Annotated in this window: 15 protein-coding genes; 13 read left to right on the top strand and 2 right to left on the bottom strand. The window is 38.7% G+C overall.

Annotated features, from left to right (window positions below; genetic code table 11):
* Positions 1-3 precede the first annotated feature (3 nt).
* The 12 genes from ACY2LT_RS06640 to ACY2LT_RS06585 all read left to right on the top strand — a co-directional run bounded on the left by ACY2LT_RS06640 (position 4) and on the right by ACY2LT_RS06585 (position 15,732).
* Entirely contained in the window at positions 4-1,884 is a 1,881-nt protein-coding gene (locus tag ACY2LT_RS06640) for a T9SS type A sorting domain-containing protein (RefSeq protein WP_491814688.1), read from the top strand.
* On the top strand, positions 1,884-3,263 hold the full coding sequence (locus tag ACY2LT_RS06635; protein ID WP_491814687.1) for an OmpA family protein: 1,380 nt from the start codon (positions 1,884-1,886) through the stop codon (positions 3,261-3,263). Before ACY2LT_RS06640 ends, ACY2LT_RS06635 begins: the two co-directional genes overlap by 1 nt.
* A gap of 20 nt (positions 3,264-3,283) precedes the next feature.
* The gene (locus ACY2LT_RS06630; RefSeq protein WP_491814685.1) at positions 3,284-3,661 is read left to right on the top strand and encodes a response regulator; all 378 of its coding nucleotides are present in this window, start codon (positions 3,284-3,286) and stop codon (positions 3,659-3,661) included.
* A gap of 12 nt (positions 3,662-3,673) precedes the next feature.
* Positions 3,674-5,869 carry a CHASE domain-containing sensor histidine kinase gene (locus ACY2LT_RS06625; RefSeq protein WP_491814683.1) on the top strand — a complete coding sequence of 732 codons (2,196 nt, stop codon included), beginning with the start codon at positions 3,674-3,676 and terminating at the stop codon, positions 5,867-5,869.
* Positions 5,870-6,139: 270 nt separating this feature from the next.
* A complete protein-coding gene (locus tag ACY2LT_RS06620) occupies positions 6,140-8,131 on the top strand; it encodes a WD40/YVTN/BNR-like repeat-containing protein (RefSeq protein WP_491814682.1) in 1,992 nt (663 codons plus the stop codon).
* A 29-nt stretch (positions 8,132-8,160) separates the two neighbouring features.
* Positions 8,161-11,052: a T9SS type A sorting domain-containing protein gene (locus ACY2LT_RS06615; RefSeq protein WP_491814681.1), complete on the top strand. Its 2,892-nt coding sequence runs from the start codon at positions 8,161-8,163 to the stop codon at positions 11,050-11,052.
* 348 nt (positions 11,053-11,400) lie between these two features.
* Positions 11,401-12,597 (top strand): aminotransferase class I/II-fold pyridoxal phosphate-dependent enzyme, encoded by a 1,197-nt coding sequence (locus tag ACY2LT_RS06610; RefSeq protein ID WP_491814680.1) that lies wholly within the window; start codon positions 11,401-11,403, stop codon positions 12,595-12,597.
* A gap of 26 nt (positions 12,598-12,623) precedes the next feature.
* Positions 12,624-13,841 (top strand): glycosyltransferase family 4 protein, encoded by a 1,218-nt coding sequence (locus tag ACY2LT_RS06605; RefSeq protein WP_491814678.1) that lies wholly within the window; start codon positions 12,624-12,626, stop codon positions 13,839-13,841.
* 172 nt (positions 13,842-14,013) lie between these two features.
* Positions 14,014-14,445: a LexA family protein gene (locus ACY2LT_RS06600; protein WP_491814677.1), complete on the top strand. Its 432-nt coding sequence runs from the start codon at positions 14,014-14,016 to the stop codon at positions 14,443-14,445.
* A gap of 63 nt (positions 14,446-14,508) precedes the next feature.
* Positions 14,509-14,931: a LexA family protein gene (locus tag ACY2LT_RS06595; protein WP_491814675.1), complete on the top strand. Its 423-nt coding sequence runs from the start codon at positions 14,509-14,511 to the stop codon at positions 14,929-14,931.
* Positions 14,932-14,933: 2 nt separating this feature from the next.
* On the top strand, positions 14,934-15,371 hold the full coding sequence (locus tag ACY2LT_RS06590; protein ID WP_491814673.1) for a hypothetical protein: 438 nt from the start codon (positions 14,934-14,936) through the stop codon (positions 15,369-15,371).
* Positions 15,361-15,732: a hypothetical protein gene (locus ACY2LT_RS06585; protein WP_491814671.1), complete on the top strand. Its 372-nt coding sequence runs from the start codon at positions 15,361-15,363 to the stop codon at positions 15,730-15,732. Before ACY2LT_RS06590 ends, ACY2LT_RS06585 begins: the two co-directional genes overlap by 11 nt.
* On the opposite strand, the gene ACY2LT_RS06580 is transcribed toward ACY2LT_RS06585, so the two are convergent.
* A complete protein-coding gene (locus ACY2LT_RS06580) occupies positions 15,729-16,466 on the bottom strand; it encodes a methyltransferase family protein (RefSeq protein ID WP_491814669.1) in 738 nt (245 codons plus the stop codon). The genes ACY2LT_RS06585 and ACY2LT_RS06580 overlap by 4 nt on opposite strands.
* Positions 16,467-16,530: 64 nt before the next feature.
* Positions 16,531-17,703, bottom strand: a complete 1,173-nt coding sequence (locus tag ACY2LT_RS06575) for a thiolase family protein (protein ID WP_491814668.1) — start codon at positions 17,701-17,703, stop codon at positions 16,531-16,533.
* Positions 17,704-17,924: 221 nt separating this feature from the next.
* Here ACY2LT_RS06575 and ACY2LT_RS06570 point away from each other — a divergent pair, with 221 nt between their 5' ends.
* Complete coding sequence (locus tag ACY2LT_RS06570; RefSeq protein ID WP_491814667.1) at positions 17,925-19,652, top strand: PAS domain-containing protein; 1,728 nt, start codon at positions 17,925-17,927, stop codon at positions 19,650-19,652.

The raw sequence follows: 19,652 nt of genomic DNA, 5'->3' as shown, positions 1-19,652 counted from the left end.
ATAATGAGATTAGTTCTAACGATATATTGTCTTTTGCTGATACCATTAAGTATCTTGCACACGCAAAGCATTTTTGTAGCTAACCCGCGTCCTGTTTACTTTGTTGACGACACAGTCCAATTAATTTTTCAAACAAATAATTTCAAATTTGCAGATATACTGGGCTACGGTATTTTTGAAAAATACTTTTTTGGAAGAATTTCATTAGCAGATAATAATTATTCTCTTAAAATTCCTTATGTAAAATCAAAAAACTTGCAGGTTGTAGCAAATTTCGAAAATTATTCCGAGCCTGTTCTGCTCTGGCACAAAGAAAATGCTCACACTTCCGAGATTCGCTCAATTGTTTTTGCTGCCCGGGATTTTGCACTTGTTACAGCCAATGCAAACGAAGTGAATTTCTGGGATATAGCTAACCGCCGTCTGATAAAAACAATAAACCTGCAACAATTTGGGCAAATTCGTTTTGTCCTCCCCGCGCAATCGGCTGATACACTGTTTGTTGGCACAGTAAATGGCATTTATATGTTCGATGTTGCTCGCATTGAAATAAAAGATATTGCCCAAGGGCTTTTCTCTGGCAATGTAAGGAGAATTGCCCACCACCCGACAAAAAAAATCATTGCTTTCGGGGCTGATAGCGGATTTGTAGCAGTATTCGACTACCAGAAGTTCGATTTTGTCAGGACTTATCGGGTAGATTTGTCAGCAGACCGTAGCGAAATATATAGCATTGATTTTTCTTCTACTGGCGATAGTTTGCTGTGCGGGGCATACAATGGTTCGCTGTATTTAATCAATACAGTAACCGACGATATACGCAAGTTTGGTTCGCACGGTTCGGGCAACCAAAATACAGTTGTATTTGATGTTGCTTTTGTCCAAGGTTCACCTTTGGCTCTATCGGCAGCAGCAGATGGCAAAGTGCGTTCGTGGTTGCTTTCGGATTTCTCCTTGTCGCGTGAAATTGATTTGCACACTTCACACGTTCGCACGGTTGTTGCTTCACAAAACGGGAAGTATTTTGTTTCAGGCTCTTTGGATAGTAATTTGAATTTTGTGGATTTGTTTACAGGTTCGGTGTTCTATCAGTATAAATACAATTCTCAGCTGATTTATTCAAACATTTCAAGTAACGGAAAATATCTCGCAGCGTCTGCCCGTGATGGCTCGTTTGTTCTGTTGCAAATGCCCGAAATTACTTCCCAAAAGGATACAATTACTTTGAATTGTGGATATAAATTTTATGCCCGTCTGCAGGATATTCACGCAAAGTTTGGTGAAAAGAAAATTGTTGAACTGAAAGTTAATCACAATTACCTGCCAAATAGAATGCCTTACAACAAATACTTTTTCGAACTTCAAGGAAATTACCCTTCTTATTTGCTTTATTGGGATAATGAACTTCTGCCCGGCAAATTAAAGCATAATATGAGTGGAGATGTTTCGAGCGGAGTTGCTGAAAAGCTGAATTTTCTTGCACTTGGCTCGCAAACGGGCAACTCTTTGATTACGATAGATACAATAATTGCAACAAATCCCGACTTCTACTATTTCTTTAGCGAACCATCGACTGTGGAGGTGCTCCCAAATTGTTCGTGGGATAATGGCAAATCAATTACAATTGACGACGAACCTAAAATTTATGCTAAGTATTCAAACAATATTCTATCTCTAAATTTGTTTTTAGTAGAACAAGGAAAGTATAATTTACTAATATTTGACGTTACAGGCAGGCTGGTTTCATCAAGCGAAACTGTTTATTTAACAAACGGTTTTAACGAAATTTCACTAAAAATGAATTTGTCCGATGGCATATATTTTATTAATTTAATTTCTGAAAGTGGATATATTTTAAACACAAGATTTATTGCAGAAAATTAATGATAAAAAACAAAATACAATATTTAGTGGCAATCCTGTTTTCGGTTTCATTTTTGAATGCACAAATTCCTGATGGATACCTACGAGAATTTTACACACTACCTTCGCTCGACACTTTGAAAGTAGAACGCTATTACGGGGACTGGTGGTTTGGAGTTTTCGGCGGACCAAACATTAATTTATTTTTCGGCGATTTATACAGCAAAATAAATCCACTAATCAAAGATACTTTATATAATCCAAAAATAAGTTTTAATTCAGCTTTCGGCGGAGGATTCTATTTTGGTGCAATGGCTGAATACAAGCCAAGAAACGAACGATTAGCCTACTCGCTCGGCATTTCGCTGCTCGACCGCAAAGCTTTTTCTACTGAAACTAATCAGATGAACGATAGTTTGAAAACCAGATATGAATATAAATCCGTCCTTGATTATATAATTATCTCGCCGCAGGTAAAGTATTTTTCTGACGTTAGTGGGCTGTATTACTACGGTGGGATTGATGTCGGATTTAACATCGGAGCTACTGCCAAGCAAGCAAAGCGTTATATTAATTCCGGAATTATTGATGAATTTGTTCGTGTTCCGGGAATAAAGCCTAATGTTCGGCTTGAATTTAATTTGGGTGTGGGCTATGAGTTTTTGCTTGCTGACTATGCTGGCAAATCGCGTTTCATCGGAAGTCCGTATATCGCTATCAATGGTGGAACAAAAGCATTGTCGCAACTTAATTCTTCGTGGAAAACCCTTGGTTTTAAAGTCGGTTTCGCAATTAAATTTGGCAAGGACTACCGTGAATTTGATACACTGCGATTTGACGAAACTTATGTCGAGCCACCGCAATTTTTGGCTCAGGTTTCTGTGAGTGGTGTGGAATTTACGGGCTTCCGCTCTGCTGAACCGCTTGTTTCGGCTTGGCTGGCAATGGTCGAATTGCCGGAAATAGTTGAGGAAGTAGCAGAAGTTACTACTCCGGTTTTTCAGGAAGAACTCCGGCAACGTGAAATTACCGGGCAGGTGCGACGCAGAATTATCCCGAACCAGATGGTTGTATTCAATTTCGACAAGCCCGAAACAACAAATCTTAGTCCACAGATTATTGAATATTTGGATTTGCTCGCTGATTACCTGCGGGCTAATCCAAATTTTGAAATTCGTATCACCGGGCACTCCGACAACCAGGGCACATTGCAACAGAACACTCAACGCGCTACTGCCCGTGCAAACAACGTGCGAAATTATTTAGTTAATCAAAAAGGAATACCGGCAAACCGGGTGCTTGCCACAAGCCGAGGCGCTCTTATTCCTGTTGCTCCGAACGATACTCCTGCTAATCAACGTAAAAATAGGCGTGTCGAAATAATTGTTGTTCCAAGATAAATTTTTTGGAGATTATTTTTATGAATTCAGAAAAATTGATTTGTGTAATCGAAGACAATACTCCAATTAGAAAGCTTTATTGTACTTTATTGAAACGTGCCGGCTACGAAACTGTAGATTTTGAAGAAGGCAAGCCCGCAATTGAGTGGTTATCGGTTAATCCCGCAAGAGCAATTATTATGGACATCCTCCTGCCTGATATGAATGGCACAGACCTTTATTATCAAGTGCGGCAAATTGAAATTCATTCGGCAACTCCGATTATTGCAATTACCGGATTTGCAACTACTCAAGATAGGCAGAAATTTGTAAATATTGGTTTTACTGGCTATATCCCGAAGCCAATCAATACAACTACATTTGTTTCCGACGTTGAAAATATTATTAACCAAAAATAAAAGTAATGAAATATGGCTAATGATACATCTTTTGATATTGTTGTCAAGCAAGCAGGACAAAAAAGAAAATCTATTTTGTTCGATTTCCGGCGAACTTATGTTGCTTATATAATCTTGATTATTCTTGTGGCAGCAAGCTTTGCCATCAGAGACTTCGTAAAGCAAAACGTTGAAAGCACCCGCCGTCAGGAATTCGACAAAGCAGTAAATTCTATCGCTACCCGCATAGAAAACTACCTCGACCGTCAAAAGCAGGTTTTGCAATCAATTCACGGACTGTATTATCAAAATGTTGAGGTTGTTCGCGACTATTTCGAACTCTATGGAACTGTTCCGGCAAAAACTTATTCCTCGCTTTTAAGTCTATCTTATGTGCCTTATGTCGAGGGTAGAAATATCGATAATTTTGTTTATTCTGCCCGTTCTCAGGGTTATTTTGATTACCAGATTAATCCTCCCGGCAACAGAAAATTCTACTATCCGGTTCTGCATTGTGTCGATTACAATAAAAACATTCATCGTATTGGATTTGATTACTCAACAATTCCGGAAATTTCTTCAAGTATAGAACTTGCACGCGACGAAAACAAAATGATAGCTACAAAGGTGTTCCCAATCCGACAGGATACAATGGGGTTCTGCCTTATTTTGCCTGTTTATCAGCAAAATGCGGATGTCTCTACTTTAGATAGCCGACGCTCGAAATACTATGCTTCGCTCGTGATGGAAATTGATGTGAAGACCTTTTTCAAAACTGCTCTCAAAGGCGAGCAGGACGACTTTTTCCCTTCTGATACCTCGGTGATTTTCAAGTATTACCAGATTTCTGACAATAAGGAAGAAACAATTTTTGCTTCCGACAACGCAAAATTGCTTGAAACTGGTTTCAAGCCGATATTAAGCGAAGAAGTGAAACTCCAAGTTGGGAACAAGCAGTTTATTGGTCGCTTCTACACTATTCCAAATTATGGCGGAAAATTGCAGGAGTATTTGCCCGAATTATCTTTTGCAGCATCGTTTTTGCTCAGCTTCTTCCTGTTCGGGTTTATCATTTCGGTTCTCACAAGCCGTGCCCGTGCCGAAGATATCGCGGAACGAATCACACGTTCGCAACGCAGAATTTTGGAAGCTACAAAAGACATCATAGGCGTTATTGATTTCCAAGGTAAATGGAAAACGGTAAACCCGGCTGTGCAAGGATTGCTTGGATATTCCATCAGTGATTTTCTTGCATTGAATTTTGCAGATTTGTTTATGCAGGAAAAAGATTATAACCAACTCATAAATATTATTAATAATGCCGAAGATGAACATACCGAAAAAGTTGACTTCAAGATGAAAAACCGTTCGGGCGAACTTGTCTGGGTAAGCTGGAACCTGACAATTTCCAAATCTGATGGCTTTGTTTATGCAATTGGTCGTGATGTAACGCTCGAAAAACTTGCCGAACAAGAAGCAGAAATCAAACGTAAGCAAATTGAAATTGCAGAGCAATATGCTCTCGAGGCAAGCCACGCCAAATCTTTCTTTATGATTAAGCTTAGCCACCAACTCCGCAACTCGCTTACTGGTATTATTGGTTACCTGCAACTCCTTTCGAATAAGTTCTACGAAACAGAAGAAGAAATGATGTCCTACCTGCAATATGCAGAGCAAAGCTCGGAAGAAATTTTCACATTCGTTTCTGATATTGTCGATGCTGCTCTGGACCAGGGCGAATCCTCGCTCGATAGCTTCGTTACTACCAAAATTGAACCTGCCCTTGTCAATGCAGTTGAAGTCTATAAAAAACACGACCGTAAAAATTCTATTTCACTTAATATTGATACTTCCGGAACAACTCCGACTGCTGTGGTTAGTCCGTCGCTTCTGCAAAAATCGCTGGTGTATATATATGATGCATTAACTATTGATATGGATAATGTATCGTTCGATGTTGTTGTGCAAGAAAACTCCTACGATGGAGCAGTCGAAATTCAGATTCTTGGTCCAGGCAATAGCGAAGTAGCCGATTTGATAAAGATTTATAGAGATAATCAGAACAACATAATAAACGTCATCAGCCACGACAAGCAGGATGTAATGCTGAATTTAGCAAAAGCTTCGTCTATTATCCGCCGAATGAATGGTGCTATGAGTGTCGAAACTTTCGGTGGCGAAGAAGGCAATCTTGTTATGCTTACTTTGCCAATGGTTAAGCGAACATAGGGGATAGTTCTTAAAATATCAGGGCTGCTTTTGCAGCCCTTTTTTATGAATAGAAAATTTTGATTGCTCTCAAAAAAAATTTATCAAAAGAATTTTCTCTCAATGCATCGTGCCGTTTGTTTCATTTCGTTTTCTTTTCTGAAAGACTAAACAATTCAAAACATTAAAGAATAGAATAAAATTTACGATAATAAGTCTAAAACGTTATACGATATTTAGAAAAAATATCGTATAACCTGTATATTAATATTACTGCAAAAGGCTTTCTTTATGAGAAAACTAATATATTTACTTCTTGCTATTTTAGCCTATAATCAATTACACTCCGGTTGGATAGCTCAACAAAGCAACACAACAGAAGAATTTAGAGATGTTTTCTTTAGAGATTCAACTTTGGGCTGGGCAGTCGGAAATGCTGGCGAGATTCGCAAAACAACAAACGGCGGGGCAATTTGGTTTGCACAAACAAGTGGCACAAGCAACACTTTATTTGGCGTTTATTTTGTAAATGATACAGTTGGCTGGGTTGTGGGGCAAGGTGGCACAATTCGCAAAACGACAAACGGCGGAACAACCTGGTTTTCTCAGACAAGTGGGACTGGTAATACTCTGTTTGCCGTTCATTTTGCAAACGATACAGTCGGCTGGGTTGTGGGGCAAGGTGGCACAATCCGCAAAACAACAAATGGCGGGGTTAGCTGGGTTAGTCAATCAAGTATGGTGAATCAAATCCTTTTGGACGTGTATTTTGTTGATGCCGATTTCGGGTGTGTCGTCGGGCAGAACGGAACAATCTTATTGACATATGATGGTGGTGCAAACTGGTTCAGTCAGTCAATAGGCGGGACTCTGCCGATTTATGCTGTTCATTTTGTTAACTATAGCTATGGTTGGATAGTCGGAGCATCAGGAGCAATTTATAAAACTACTTCTGGAGGCACCTACTGGTTGCCTCAAACTTCCAACACATCAAACTGGCTCTACGGAGTTAATTTCCTTGATATAAACAGAGGATGGGTTGTCGGTGACGGAGGGACAATTCTTGCGACAACAAACGGAGGTTCGCAATGGGTTGCCCAAAGTTCTGGTCTACAGCCACCGGTTAATTTTAATAGTGTTAAATTTGTTTCTTCGCAAAAAGGCTGGATAGTTGGTGGCAGCGGCAAAATCCTTGTTCAACATAAATTATCGCCACCTTCATTATCTGCTCCCAGCGACAGTGCTACAAATATTTCACTTTTGCCACAATTTACCTGGAGGCGTGATCCATTTTCTGCTTATGATAGAATACAAGTCTCGAAATTCAGTAATTTCTCTGTTCTTGCGTTTAATGATATTGCTTATGATTCATCGAAAACTATTCCAATACAGTTTAAATTAGATACTAATACTTTGTATTACTGGCGTGTGAAATCTTACGACCCGAGTGGCGATTCGTCTGTGTGGTCTAATGTAAGAAGATTTACAACCGAACCTTTATTACTGCCTCCAAATTTAGTTTCACCTGCTAACAATTCTGCTTCTCTGCCGACATCTGTAAATTTCGTTTGGGATAGTTCGTTTATTGCTACAAAATACATCATTCAAATTTCTACCGATAGTTTGTTTGCAAGTGTTTTCAAAAATGATACTACCAATTTCACAAATTATTCGATTAATACACTTTCATTTGGGACTACATATTATTGGCGGGTGCGGAGCATCAACACGTCTCAAATAAGTGCTTGGTCGGCGATTAGAAAGTTTTCAACTTCATTGCTCCAACTTTATCAAATTCAAGGCACAATTAAATATGCAAACACTGCCCAAACCCATATGAATAACTGCATTGTTCGCTTATTGGATTCTTTAGGGCAACAATTGGCACAGACTGTTACCGATTCACTCGGAAACTTTACTTTCTCAGGTTTTACAAATGGCATATATTCATTAAATATTTCAACTACTAAATCTTGGGGCGGGATTAACATATCGGATGTAAATACAATAAGGCTTCATCTGAATAATGTTCAGTCGCAATTTACTCCACTTACCGGTGTTCGATTGCTTGCCGCAGATATTAATCAAAGCAGCAGCGTTTCTATAGTCGATGCAAACCAGATGAGAAGAAGATTGAATAATTTACAACCATATACGTGGACTGCTCCGAATTATGTTTTCCACCCGACTATTCTCGAAATAAATGGTGCGAACGTTTCTATCAATATCCAGTCGCTTTGTTCTGGAGATGTAAATGGAAGTTACATTCCACCAAATAATTGAAAAATGTTGAACTAATAATAAATTTTACTATGAAAAAGCTTGTAATACCTCTTCTGATGATATTAATAAACTTATTGTCAGGAAGCCTTTTTTCGCAGACTAATATAACTCTGACAATCGGAACAATTCAGGCGTTTCCTGGTCAATTAGTTACAATTCCTGTTAGCATCAGCGGTGCTAATGGTGCAAATGCTATTGGTGTGGGACAATTTTATATTTTTCATACTAATGGTATTACTAAATCTGGCACAGGTACCGGTTTCACGTATAATAATCTTACAAGTGATAACGAGTGGATGGGTAATTTAAATTATAACTCTACTACTATAAGCAACACCTGGATGTCCGCAAATTTCAACGATGTTAGCTTTCCTAACGGCTATGCTTTGTTTAACATCAAAGTTTACTACAGTAGTTCAGATACAGTATTTTTGACTTGGGGAACTTCCGGACTTACAGAAACGCTGGTTGATAACAATTTGGGAACTTTATATGGAACTGTGAATTTTAATTTTGTCGGCGGCAAAATAATTCCGGCTTCTCCACAACCTGCTGTTCCAAGCTTGCTTTCGCCGTCGAACAACTCGACGGGCGTATCGCTGACGCCAGTTTTGGTATGGCAGAGTGCTGGGAATGCGACAAGCTATCGTGTTCAGTTATCGACAAGCAGTTCATTTAATACATTAACAGTAGATGAAACAACAACACAAACAAGCAGAGCATTGAGCAATTTATCATACAGCACGACGTATTACTGGCGAGTGAAATCGTATAATGCGATTGATTCATCGGATTGGTCGGCAGTATGGAGTTTTACAACACGTCAGGCACCGCCGGCAACACCATTATTAAGCACACCTTCGAACAACTCGACGGGCGTATCGCTGACGCCAGTTTTGGTATGGCAGAGTGCTGGGAATGCGACAAGCTATCGTGTTCAGTTATCGACAAGCAGCACATTTAATTCATTAATAATTAATGAAGCTACAACACAAATAAGCAGAGCGTTGAGCAATTTATCATACAGCACGACGTATTACTGGCGAGTGAAATCGTATAATGCGATTGATTCATCGGATTGGTCGGCAGTATGGAGTTTTACAACACGTCAGGCACCGCCGGCAACACCCGCGTTGATTTCACCTTCAAACGGAGCAACAGCGTTGGATACATTTACTACGTTAGTATGGCAATCAGTTGCTAATGCAATAGGTTATCGTGTTCAGTTATCGACAAGCAGCACATTTAATTCATTAATAATTAATGAAGCTACAACACAAACAAGCAGAGCGTTGAGCAATTTATCATACAGCACAACATATTACTGGCGTGTGAAATCTTATACTTTAAGCGATTCATCGGATTGGGCAACGGCAACTTTCACTACTCTATCAATGTCTCTTCCGGCTAATTGGAGTTTTAACAGTAATACCGGCAACTTTGCAATTATTGGATTAAATCCTAATGGAACTTATCGTATTGGTGATAGGTATATATCAAATGGTGATGCTATTGGTGTGTTTTATCTCGATTCTATTTACGAAAAATGTGCCGGATATATGATATGGAATGGTCAGAATTACGGTATTGTTGTCTGGGGCGACGATGATTTTACGCAAAACATAAAGGAAGGCTATTCGCTTGGAGAAACATATATTATTAAAGTATGGAATGCCCAAACTTTAACCGAACATTATTCAGATTACCGGATTCAGTCTGGTCCGAATGCATACCAACCAAACGGTATAACAATTATTGATTCAATTGGTGCAATAGTTAAAATAACGCACACGATACCTCTAAATAATGGATGGAATATGATTTCCAGCTATGTTTTACCTGATTCATCCAATATTTCATACTTACTTGCTCCATTAAATCAAAATTTACAGATAATGAGAAATATGTTTGGACTTGTTTATTCACCGCAAGTTGTTAATACACTTAACCAGTGGAGTAGATTCCACGCTTATCAGATTCGCGTTGCAGGTCAGACTTCGTTGCCAATATATGGCGTAAGGCTCTACCCGCAGGCTCTTCCGCTTTTCCTAACAACAAACTGGTACTGGATGCCCTATCCAAGAACTTCTTCTATGCAACTTACAACGGCGATGTCAAGTGTTTTAAACAAAATCTTGCAAGTGAAAACTATCACCGGACAAGTCTATCATCCTCCGTTTTTCAATACTTTGCAAACTTTGGAGCCTGGGAAAGGCTATATGATAAAAATGACACAAGGTGCAAGATTTGTGTTTCCACCAAATTCGGCAATAAAATCATCTGCTCTAAGCAACAGTTTTGCTGAACCTTCTGTGTTCGTTCGTAAAAATCATATTTCCGGAAAAACTGCAGTGCTCCCGATGGAAATTGCTGACATTCAGGATGGCGACGAAGTGGGCGTCTTCACATGCGATGGATTGCTTGTGGGGTCAAGCGTTTGGCAGGAAGGATTGCGTGGAGTAGTCGTTTGGGGCGACGATGAATTTACTCCAGAGAAAGACGGTGCTTACGAAGGCGAAGAACTCGTTGTAAAGGTTTGGAGCCACAAAAATAAAACGATTGGCAGTGTTCGGATTGCTGAAACTCGCAATTATTCAGATGGAGAATCAACGCAATCTCTAAAATACGAAACAGACGCAATCCTTTTGCTAAAAGGTGCCGTTGAGTATAAAACTACTTCGCTTGCAATTACTCCACAGCCAGCGTCGGAAGAACTGTTTATTACATACAGCAATTTTTCGGGCGAAGCAGTTGAAATTGAAATCTTCAACCAGAACGGAAGCCTGATGTTGCATAAGAGCCAAAATCCAACCGGCGGTGCTGTGAAACTTGATATTAGCCGATTACCAAACGGTGTGTATTTTGTTACACTTCGCAACGGTGCATTCTTTGCCAAAGAAAGGTTTGTTATTGTCAGATGATTTATAGATGTTATGAATTGGAAGGCTGCACAGTTACTGATGCAGCCTTTTTTGTGCCTGGCATAAAAATGTTGTACATATTTCAATTGGTGTTTCTGAAAATAATTTATAATTACATTTGGATTTTTTGAAAATAGATTACAATAAGCATTATAATCATCTGAAAAGAAGTTAAATTGATTTCGTTTTTCTTTGATTAGAACTAAACGAAAATGATAATCGGAATGAAATATCTATTATTAAGGTGTTTCTTATATAATTTTCTTTACTTATTTCAATTTGTTAATCTATTAATTTTCGGTAACTTTGTAATTGTTCTTTTGTTAATTTTATTTGATTTGGTGATTTATGAAAGATGTAAAAATTAAACCTGCGAGTAAAACACATAATGTAACTTATGCAATTCGTGATATTATTGTTCTGGCAGAAGAAGTAAAGAAAAGCGGAAAAGAATTGCTTTACCTGAATATTGGCGACCCAAACGTATACGACTTTGTTACTCCAAATCACGTTATCGAAGCCACCTACAAAGCTATGCTCGAAAACAAAAATGGTTATGCTCCATCGAGCGGTATCAAACCCGCAATTGATGCAATTGTCCGCGACGCTGAACGCAAAGGAATAAAAAACATTTTAGATGTATTCATTACAACTGGTGCAAGCGAAGCAATCGAAATTTGTTTGACTGCATTGCTCAATCCAGGTGAAAACTTCCTTATGCCAACGCCCGGCTATCCGCTCTATACAGCAGTGCAAAGCAAGCTCGAACTTGTTCCCAATCCTTACTATCTCGACGAAGCTAACGGCTGGCAGCCCGATATTGAAGATATTAAATCAAAAATCAACGACAAAACTCGCGCTATTGTTCTGATAAATCCAAACAATCCAACTGGTTCGATTTGCAAGAAAGAAATATTACTTCAAATTATCGATCTGGCACTGGAACACAATTTGGTTATCATTGCCGATGAAATTTATGACAAATTAATATTCGGCGAGAAAGAATTCATCTCGATTGCATCTCTTAATCAAGAGGTTGCTTGTATCACATTCTCGGGATTATCCAAAAATTACGTTGCTCCTGGTTTCCGTCTCGGATGGGGAGTTGTGAGTGGCAACCGAGCTGTTCTGAGCGATTATATTGATGCTATCAACAAGCTTTTACGGGCACGTGTTTCTGCTAATCATCCTGAGCAATATTCCATTATAGCAGCTTTGGACGGCGACCAATCACATCTCACTGATATCAACAACCGATTGAAAAACAGGCTCGCTATTACAATGAACAAACTTGCAACAATTCCGGGTATCTCGCTTGTTCGTCCTGATGGTGCTTTCTATGCATTCCCATCAATCGATGTCGAAGACGATGCTCATTTTTGCAAAGAACTGCTCAAAGAAACAGGTGTTGTAGTTGTTCCGGGTAGTGGATTCGGACAAAAACCCGGTTCGCACCACTTCCGTATTGTTATTCTGCCGCCCGAAGAAGTGCTGAACAAAGCATTTGATCGTATTGCAGAATTTTACTCAAAATATAAATCATAATTAGTTTGATTTTGATTGAGGCTTGTTTGAAGATTTTGCAACTTGCACCTCGTTTCCCGTTTCCTTTGGATGACGGTGGAAAAATTGGTATAGCTAATATATTTATCAATTTTAGCCGTTCAGGAAACGAGGTGCATTTGTTTTCTTTCGAAGATGCAACAATTAGCGACGATGCTCTGGAGCAGGCAAAACAATACGGCAAAGTGTTTGTTTATCCGCATATTCCCAAGAATTCTTTGTTCGGTGCTTTCCTTGCATTTATCACCAACTCTTCTTTGTATATAAATAAACATTATTCGGCAAAGGTGCTGGAATATTTATCTGCTCTTTGCGAAGCAGAACGCTACGACATTATCCATTGCGACCATACCGCAATGGCGAGCCTTGGCATTGCACTCGGTCGCAAATTTGGCCTCCCCGTTGCCCTTCGTTTGCATAACATTGAATTTATGATATGGCAACGTTACGCAGAAAATTTAAGCGACACCAACCCTAAAAAGTTGTTCGTTAGCCAGCAGGCAAAAGCACTAAAAAAAGCCGAAATCGAAATAATGTCTGCTGTGGATGTGTGCTTTGCTATTACCGAAGAAGAAACAGCATTAGCCCGCCGTCTTGCACCAGAGGCAAAGATTGTGTGCGTGCCCGTGGGTGTCGATACCGAAAAATTTAAATACGTTGATATGAGCAATCGCGAAAGCAAAACTCTTGCTATCGCAACCACCTACAAATGGCAGCCAAACGTTGAGGGTCTGACTTGGTTCATCGAAAATGTGATGCCTATCCTCAAAAATGAATTATCCGGCGTAAAACTAAATCTCTACGGCAAAGGTTTGCCCGAAAAATTCAGAAACTATTCACATTTGGGGGTTTGTCCTATTGGATATGTTCAGGATATTGTTCCTTGCTTGCAGAAAGCTACCTTGTATATTGCACCGTTGTTTGTGGGAGCAGGTGTTCGTGTCAAAATTCTGGAAGCAATGGCAACCGGCTTGCCTGTTGTTGCAACAGATATTGCAGCACAAGGTATTTCTGCCGGAAAATCACAGGGGCTTGTGCGTGCAAATTCTCCGGAGGAAACTGCCAAAAGTATTTTAGCTTTGCTCAAGAATAAGCAAATGCTTTCTATTCTTGGCAAATCAGCTTCGGAATATATTCACGCAAATTACAACTGGAAAACTAACGTCGAAATTATGCTTGATGAATACCAAAAATTTATTTCATCAAAGCGTCCAAATCTGTCATAAATATGATTATTTTTTCACTTATTTTCTGATACTGATAAAAGTTATTCTCTCTCAAAATATAAATTGTTATCAAATCTCTGCGTCGCTAACAAAAATATTATTCAGCATTATTTGATTTTTTCACAATATTTAGTTATTTTGACATAGTTTTTATTATTTTGCGAGCATAAAGATGGAAACAATTCAACTTATTGGCTATCAAACAAGTTCAGGTGAATATAAGAAACTTCCCTTATTTTTGATGAGTGTTTCGGCAGGTATCCCGACACCAGCTGACCAAACAATTGAAAGCGAGATAGACCTCAATGAATTTCTTGTTCAGCATCCTGCCGCAACATTTTTTGCACGTGTAAATGGGGACGCACTTCGTCATTTTGGTATTTGCGACGGTGATATACTAATTGTGGATACAGTAATTGAACCAACCGACGGGAAATTAGTTCTATCCTCCATCAGCGGCGAGCTCACAATTAAAATATACCGCAAATTTGGAGATGTGCCTTATTTGCAATCTGCCGATAATCAATTTCTGCCACTCAAAATCGACGGATATGTTGAATTTATTTTGCTCGGTGTAGTAACAAAAATCATTCATTCTCTGTAATTCGGCATAATAATTGATTATTCAAATTAGTTTTTGTTTTATTAATTGGATTGACGAATTATTATGCGAGCAAAAAAATTACCCGGAATAAAAGAAAAATTTTATTACGAAGCACCTGTTCTCCCGGCTCAATTCAAAGCTGGCAAGCCGGTTGTTGCCGAAAAAATAAATTCAATAGATTTGGTTCGTCTGCTACTTCCGAGCAAAGAAAATTATTATATGGTGCAGGTTTCTGGCGAAAGTATGATTGAAGAAAATATTTACGATGGTGATATTCTGATTGTTGAGAAAAACAACCGGCCAAAAGATGGCGATATTGTTATTGCCTCGCTGAATGGCGAAATGTTGGTAAAAATTTTTCGCTTGATAAACGGGAAAGTGTATCTCTTTTCAGCAAACAAAAGATTTATCCCGATAGAAATTTTTCCCGATTGGCAGTTCGAAATTCTTGGTGTTGTGCGGCATTGCATTCATAATATGGTGTAGCAATGAAAATTTCCGAAGACACCCGGCGTGTTGTTGATTTTTTAGAGGCATACTCAGAAGAGGGTCTTCGAAAAAGAAATGATTTGGAAGTGATTTTAGAAATTTCTGCAAGCCGCGGTGATTTCGCTTTTGCCAATAAGCTCATTTTTACCGGCAAAAGCGTTTTCAAACTATTCAAAACATTCAAAAAATCTGTGAGCAATAATGCCGATACATTAAAAACTCAGCTCAACTCTTCAATCGAGGAATTGCGAAGTTTGTTGCATTCTGCTGTTGAGAATGCAGATGAACAAATCAAAAAACGCTTCGAAGAAACCTACTTTGTTAATTCAAACGGGGCGGTGGCTAATTTGATAGACTTATCTCACGATTTATCTGTTCTCAAAGACCTTCAATCGGATAGAAATCAATCAATTAAGCAGCAAAGCGATGACTTGTAGCGAATTCAAAATGCAGTTTGCCGGACGCGTTATTTTAGCCTTTGTTACAGACGAAGCCACCCACCTTTTTAAATTCGAAGCCCGCTACATCACTTTTTTTATGAAACGTTTCATCGACGAAAAGCTTCCTATGTGGCGTCATATGTATTTTTACGAAGTTGATAATCTGAACGTGGAAATAACAGAGAACGGCAAAATTTGCAAATTCGAAGATAAAGCCAAATTCCTGTATCTTTGGGCAAAGCGTTTAGACCAGTCGGGTGGCGTTTGCGTAATTCGAAGCACATTTCTGCCCCCGGATATGTCGCTTCTGGAAGGAAAACGTGCTAAAATGTTCACCTTAAGGTTCAACGAAGATTAATCTTTCAATACAGAAGTTTTTTTCTTCAAAAATTGTAATATAGCATAAATAATGATTGCTGAAATTGACAAAAAGAACCATATATCAAAATGAACGATTGAATTGATTTTTCCGTAATCCTGTATAAAGTTGAAAATAAATACAATCAGAACAACTGCAACAAAGCCGTCCTTTTCTTTTCTCAACACTTTTTTTATTCTGAATTTATTATCGGGAGGTATCCAATTCCGGAAATTCGGAACAAACGCCGGCACTTTCGATGCCCAATTAATGTATTCATCTCCAAACTTTGTTCGCAAAAACATTTCTTCGGCGAACATTATTCTTTCGTAATACAGCCAGAAACCCAAAATAAATACAACAACAAACCAAACAGAATTGCTAAGCATAGCAAGCCCGAGCCACATAAAGAAATTGCCCAAATAAAGAGGGTGCCGAACAAGCGAGTATGTTCCGGTTGTGTTTAGTCGGTCGGCTATCTGCTCTTTTGTGTTTCGTCCAGAGGTGCGGTCTGGTGTGTGTCCTACAGTATATATGCGGATAGCAAAGCCAATCATACTTACAGCGAAGCAGGACAAGATATACCAATCGTCCAACCCCGTAATATTAGGTCTTGCGTGCAATTTGTTGAAAATGAAAATACCCAAAGCGACTAAAAAAGCAACTATCGGGAGAGTGCTTCTGTATCGGAACAGGAAATTCCCGTGGCGATCAAATTCTTCAATTAATGGCATAGAGACTTTTGAAAAAATTTACATTTACTAATATATGAAAAATAGTAAATATAAAAAATCAAAATTATAATACTTCTATAATCATAGCCACTGCTTCTCCTCCGCCGATGCAAAGCGAAGCCGCTCCAAGCTTTTTGTTCATTCGACGAAGTGCATAAATAAGCGTTGTAAGAATTCTGGCACCCGATGCACCAATTGGGTGACCAAGCGATACCGCTCCACCATTTATGTTAATTTTTTCTATCGGAATGTTCAAAGTTTTCATTGCATAAATTGGCACAACAGCAAATGCTTCGTTTATTTCGAACAAATCAATATCAATTAAATCAAGATTTGCCTTTTTCAGAACTTTTTTGATTGCAGAAACCGGAGCAGTGGTAAACCATTCTGGGGCACCTGAAAACGACGCTTGGGCAATAATTTTTGCTAACGGCTTCAAATTGTTTTGCTGAACATAAGTTTCTGATGCGACAACCAAAGCAGCTGCCCCGTCATCGATTGAAGAAGCATTTGCAGCGGTGATAGTTCCGTCTTGCTTGAATACTGACTTAAGATGTGGAATTTTTTCGAATTTTACTTTTTCTGGTTCTTCATCTTTTTCGATAGAGAACGATTCTTTGCCGATGGTTGCTTTGATAGGAACAATTTCATCTGCAAAATAACCATTTGCTTGTGCTTCCAATGCCCGCCTGTAACTTGTTACTGCATATTCATCCTGCTCTTGACGTGAAATATTGTATTCAGAGGCACATTTCTCAGCCAGCAATCCCATATGCGATTGACTGTAAATGTCCCAAAGCCCGTCGTAAATCATCATATCAATAAGCTCGGAATTGCCCATTTTATATCCCGAACGTGCCTTTTGCAAAAAGTAAGGTGCATTGGACATTGATTCTTGCCCACCAGCCACAATAACTTCAGCGTCTCCACAACGTATTGCCTGTTCGGCAAGCATTACAGATTTAAGCCCGCTTCCGCATACTTTGTTTATGGTGGAGCATTCCACAGAATACGGTAAATTTGCATAAATTGCTGCTTGCCGGGCTGGTGCCTGACCCACTCCGCCGGTAAGCACATTCCCCATAATCACTTCGTTTATATCCTCTTTTCTGATATTTGATTGCATAACTGCTGCTTTGATTGCCTCTGCACCAAGCTTGGAAGCCGAAAAATCAGATAATCCACCCATAAAGGCACCGATTGGGGTTCTTTTTGCCGAAAGAATATATGCATTCATATAGACCTCAAATTAGATAAATAATTAACTAAAACGAAGAATAATGATAATTATTAGTTTATTGATGCTAATTGTTTAATAATAATTAAAAAATTAAAATAAAATTATTATTAATTAATTTTCAGATTTTTTGACATAAATCGCTTATTTTAGCGAAAATCTTATTGATAATTTTTGCATAATTTATTAATTTTGATAAACTTATATTTGTGGCAAAGAAGATGGAAAATGTTGTTGAAAAAATCATTAAAGAGGATTTTTTAGATATCCTTCCCTTTCAAATTGCTTTAATGGACAAAAACTACAAGGTAGTCTGGGCAAATAATCTCTTCAAAAAATTTTACGGAGACGACAACACAAATAAAACTTGCTACTCTATCTGCAAGAAAAACCAGTTCCCTTGTCCGTATTGCAAAGTGCCGGAAGTAGTTCGTGGTGGCGAGCCGATGGTTGCCTACGAAGTCCTGACTGATTCGCTGGGAAGGAAATTTAACTATTCTGTCTTCTTTGTGCCGGTAAAAGATGAAAACGGAGAAATATCCCATATTCTCGAAATTTCTACTGAGCAGAAAGATTTAGGTTGGCAGAAAGAATATAATTTGCTTTTCGATTTAGTTCCTTGCTATATTACAATTATCGATAGAGATTTTTTCATCATCAGAGCAAACGATAAGTTCCGTGAAACTTTTGGCGACAGCAGAAGCAAAACCTGCTACGAAGCATACAAAAAACGTCGCACCGAATGTCAGAGTTGCCCGGCAGTGATGACGTTCGAAGATGGGCAGTCCCACACTTCTACTCAAGTTGGTTTCAGCTCCAATGGTGATAAAACTTATTATCTTGTAACGACAGCTCCGATTGCTTCCGACGAGAAAGGCGTTTCGCTTGTGATGGAAATTGCATTAGATATTACTGAAATCAATAATTTGCAGGAACAACTAAGAACTGCTCACGATTTCTATACTTCTATTATTCAACACTCCTCCGAAGGAATAATTGCATTCGATGCAAAAGGAAAGATTCAAATCATTAACAATGCATTCCGCAGAATTCTGAACTGGCGCGAAACTAAGAAACCAAGCGTTAATTTTATCAACAAAATTCTTCCTGAAGAATTTTTCCGCAACACCGAAGGCGAAGAAATGCTGATGAAACCTCGTGAAATTGAAATCCTTAATATTGACGGTGCAAAAGTGCCTGTGAATTTCTGGGCAATTGAACTACACGACAAGAAAAATTCGCTTGGAAGAGTTGCTTTTATGCAGGATTTGCGTCCTATAAAAGAAGCTTCTTACGAAAAAGATATTGTCCAGCAGGATATTAAAGATAATATTTTTGGTTCACTTGGCAAAGCTCTGGATATTTTGCAGGACGTTGTTGAATTAGAATTCAAAAGGCTTGAAGAAAAAATTGCAAACAAAGACGAAAATGGGATTAACGAATGTCTGGCTCTGCTAAAATTCAAGTTCGAACATACCCGCAAAGTGAAAAATGCTTTTGTCGAGTTTTCCAAGCGTCATAGAATTAATAAAGAAAAAATTAATGTGAATAATCTGTTAGACGAAGTATATCAGGATTTCAACGAGGCTGCCGTGCTTCATCATCTCGATTTCTTCGTTGAAAAGCCGAAAGAAAATCTGCTAATTGAGTGCAACCCGAAAGGAGTGAAAGCCTGTATTGATATTATGATTCTCAATTCGTTGAATGCTCTTTCCAAAGTGGACAACGAAGGGTATATTAAGCTGAAAGCATATCAGGATTTAGGTACTGTGGTTATCGAAGTGCAACACAACGCCTGCCGCAAAGGAATTGCTCCTCCGGCAAGTGTTATCAGAGAAGATTGCTTTGGGGTAAGCACTGCCGAAGCTATATTAAAAGAAAACTACGGGGTTATTGATATCATTTCGAGAAGTGGGGTTTGCACTTTTAAGATTAAGCTCCCGAAATAG

It is taken from the genome of Eximiradius proteiniborus (assembly GCF_058546985.1).
The sequence above is the reverse complement of the archived record's forward strand: the minus strand, read 5'-3'. Positions and strand labels throughout refer to the sequence as shown.

Bases quoted from the DNA above. Each gene is read 5' to 3' on its own strand.
- ACY2LT_RS06640 (WP_491814688.1), top strand. From the start codon at position 4: ATGAGATTAGTTCTAACGATATATTGTCTTTTGCTGATACCATTAAGT.
- ACY2LT_RS06635 (WP_491814687.1), top strand. From the start codon at position 1,884: ATGATAAAAAACAAAATACAATATTTAGTGGCAATCCTGTTTTCGGTT.
- ACY2LT_RS06630 (WP_491814685.1), top strand. From the start codon at position 3,284: ATGAATTCAGAAAAATTGATTTGTGTAATCGAAGACAATACTCCAATT.
- ACY2LT_RS06625 (WP_491814683.1), top strand. From the start codon at position 3,674: ATGGCTAATGATACATCTTTTGATATTGTTGTCAAGCAAGCAGGACAA.
- ACY2LT_RS06620 (WP_491814682.1), top strand. From the start codon at position 6,140: ATGAGAAAACTAATATATTTACTTCTTGCTATTTTAGCCTATAATCAA.
- ACY2LT_RS06615 (WP_491814681.1), top strand. From the start codon at position 8,161: ATGAAAAAGCTTGTAATACCTCTTCTGATGATATTAATAAACTTATTG.
- ACY2LT_RS06610 (WP_491814680.1), top strand. From the start codon at position 11,401: ATGAAAGATGTAAAAATTAAACCTGCGAGTAAAACACATAATGTAACT.
- ACY2LT_RS06600 (WP_491814677.1), top strand. From the start codon at position 14,014: ATGGAAACAATTCAACTTATTGGCTATCAAACAAGTTCAGGTGAATAT.
- ACY2LT_RS06595 (WP_491814675.1), top strand. From the start codon at position 14,509: ATGCGAGCAAAAAAATTACCCGGAATAAAAGAAAAATTTTATTACGAA.
- ACY2LT_RS06590 (WP_491814673.1), top strand. From the start codon at position 14,934: ATGAAAATTTCCGAAGACACCCGGCGTGTTGTTGATTTTTTAGAGGCA.
- ACY2LT_RS06585 (WP_491814671.1), top strand. From the start codon at position 15,361: ATGACTTGTAGCGAATTCAAAATGCAGTTTGCCGGACGCGTTATTTTA.
- ACY2LT_RS06580 (WP_491814669.1), bottom strand. From the start codon at position 16,466: ATGCCATTAATTGAAGAATTTGATCGCCACGGGAATTTCCTGTTCCGA.
- ACY2LT_RS06575 (WP_491814668.1), bottom strand. From the start codon at position 17,703: ATGAATGCATATATTCTTTCGGCAAAAAGAACCCCAATCGGTGCCTTT.
- ACY2LT_RS06570 (WP_491814667.1), top strand. From the start codon at position 17,925: ATGGAAAATGTTGTTGAAAAAATCATTAAAGAGGATTTTTTAGATATC.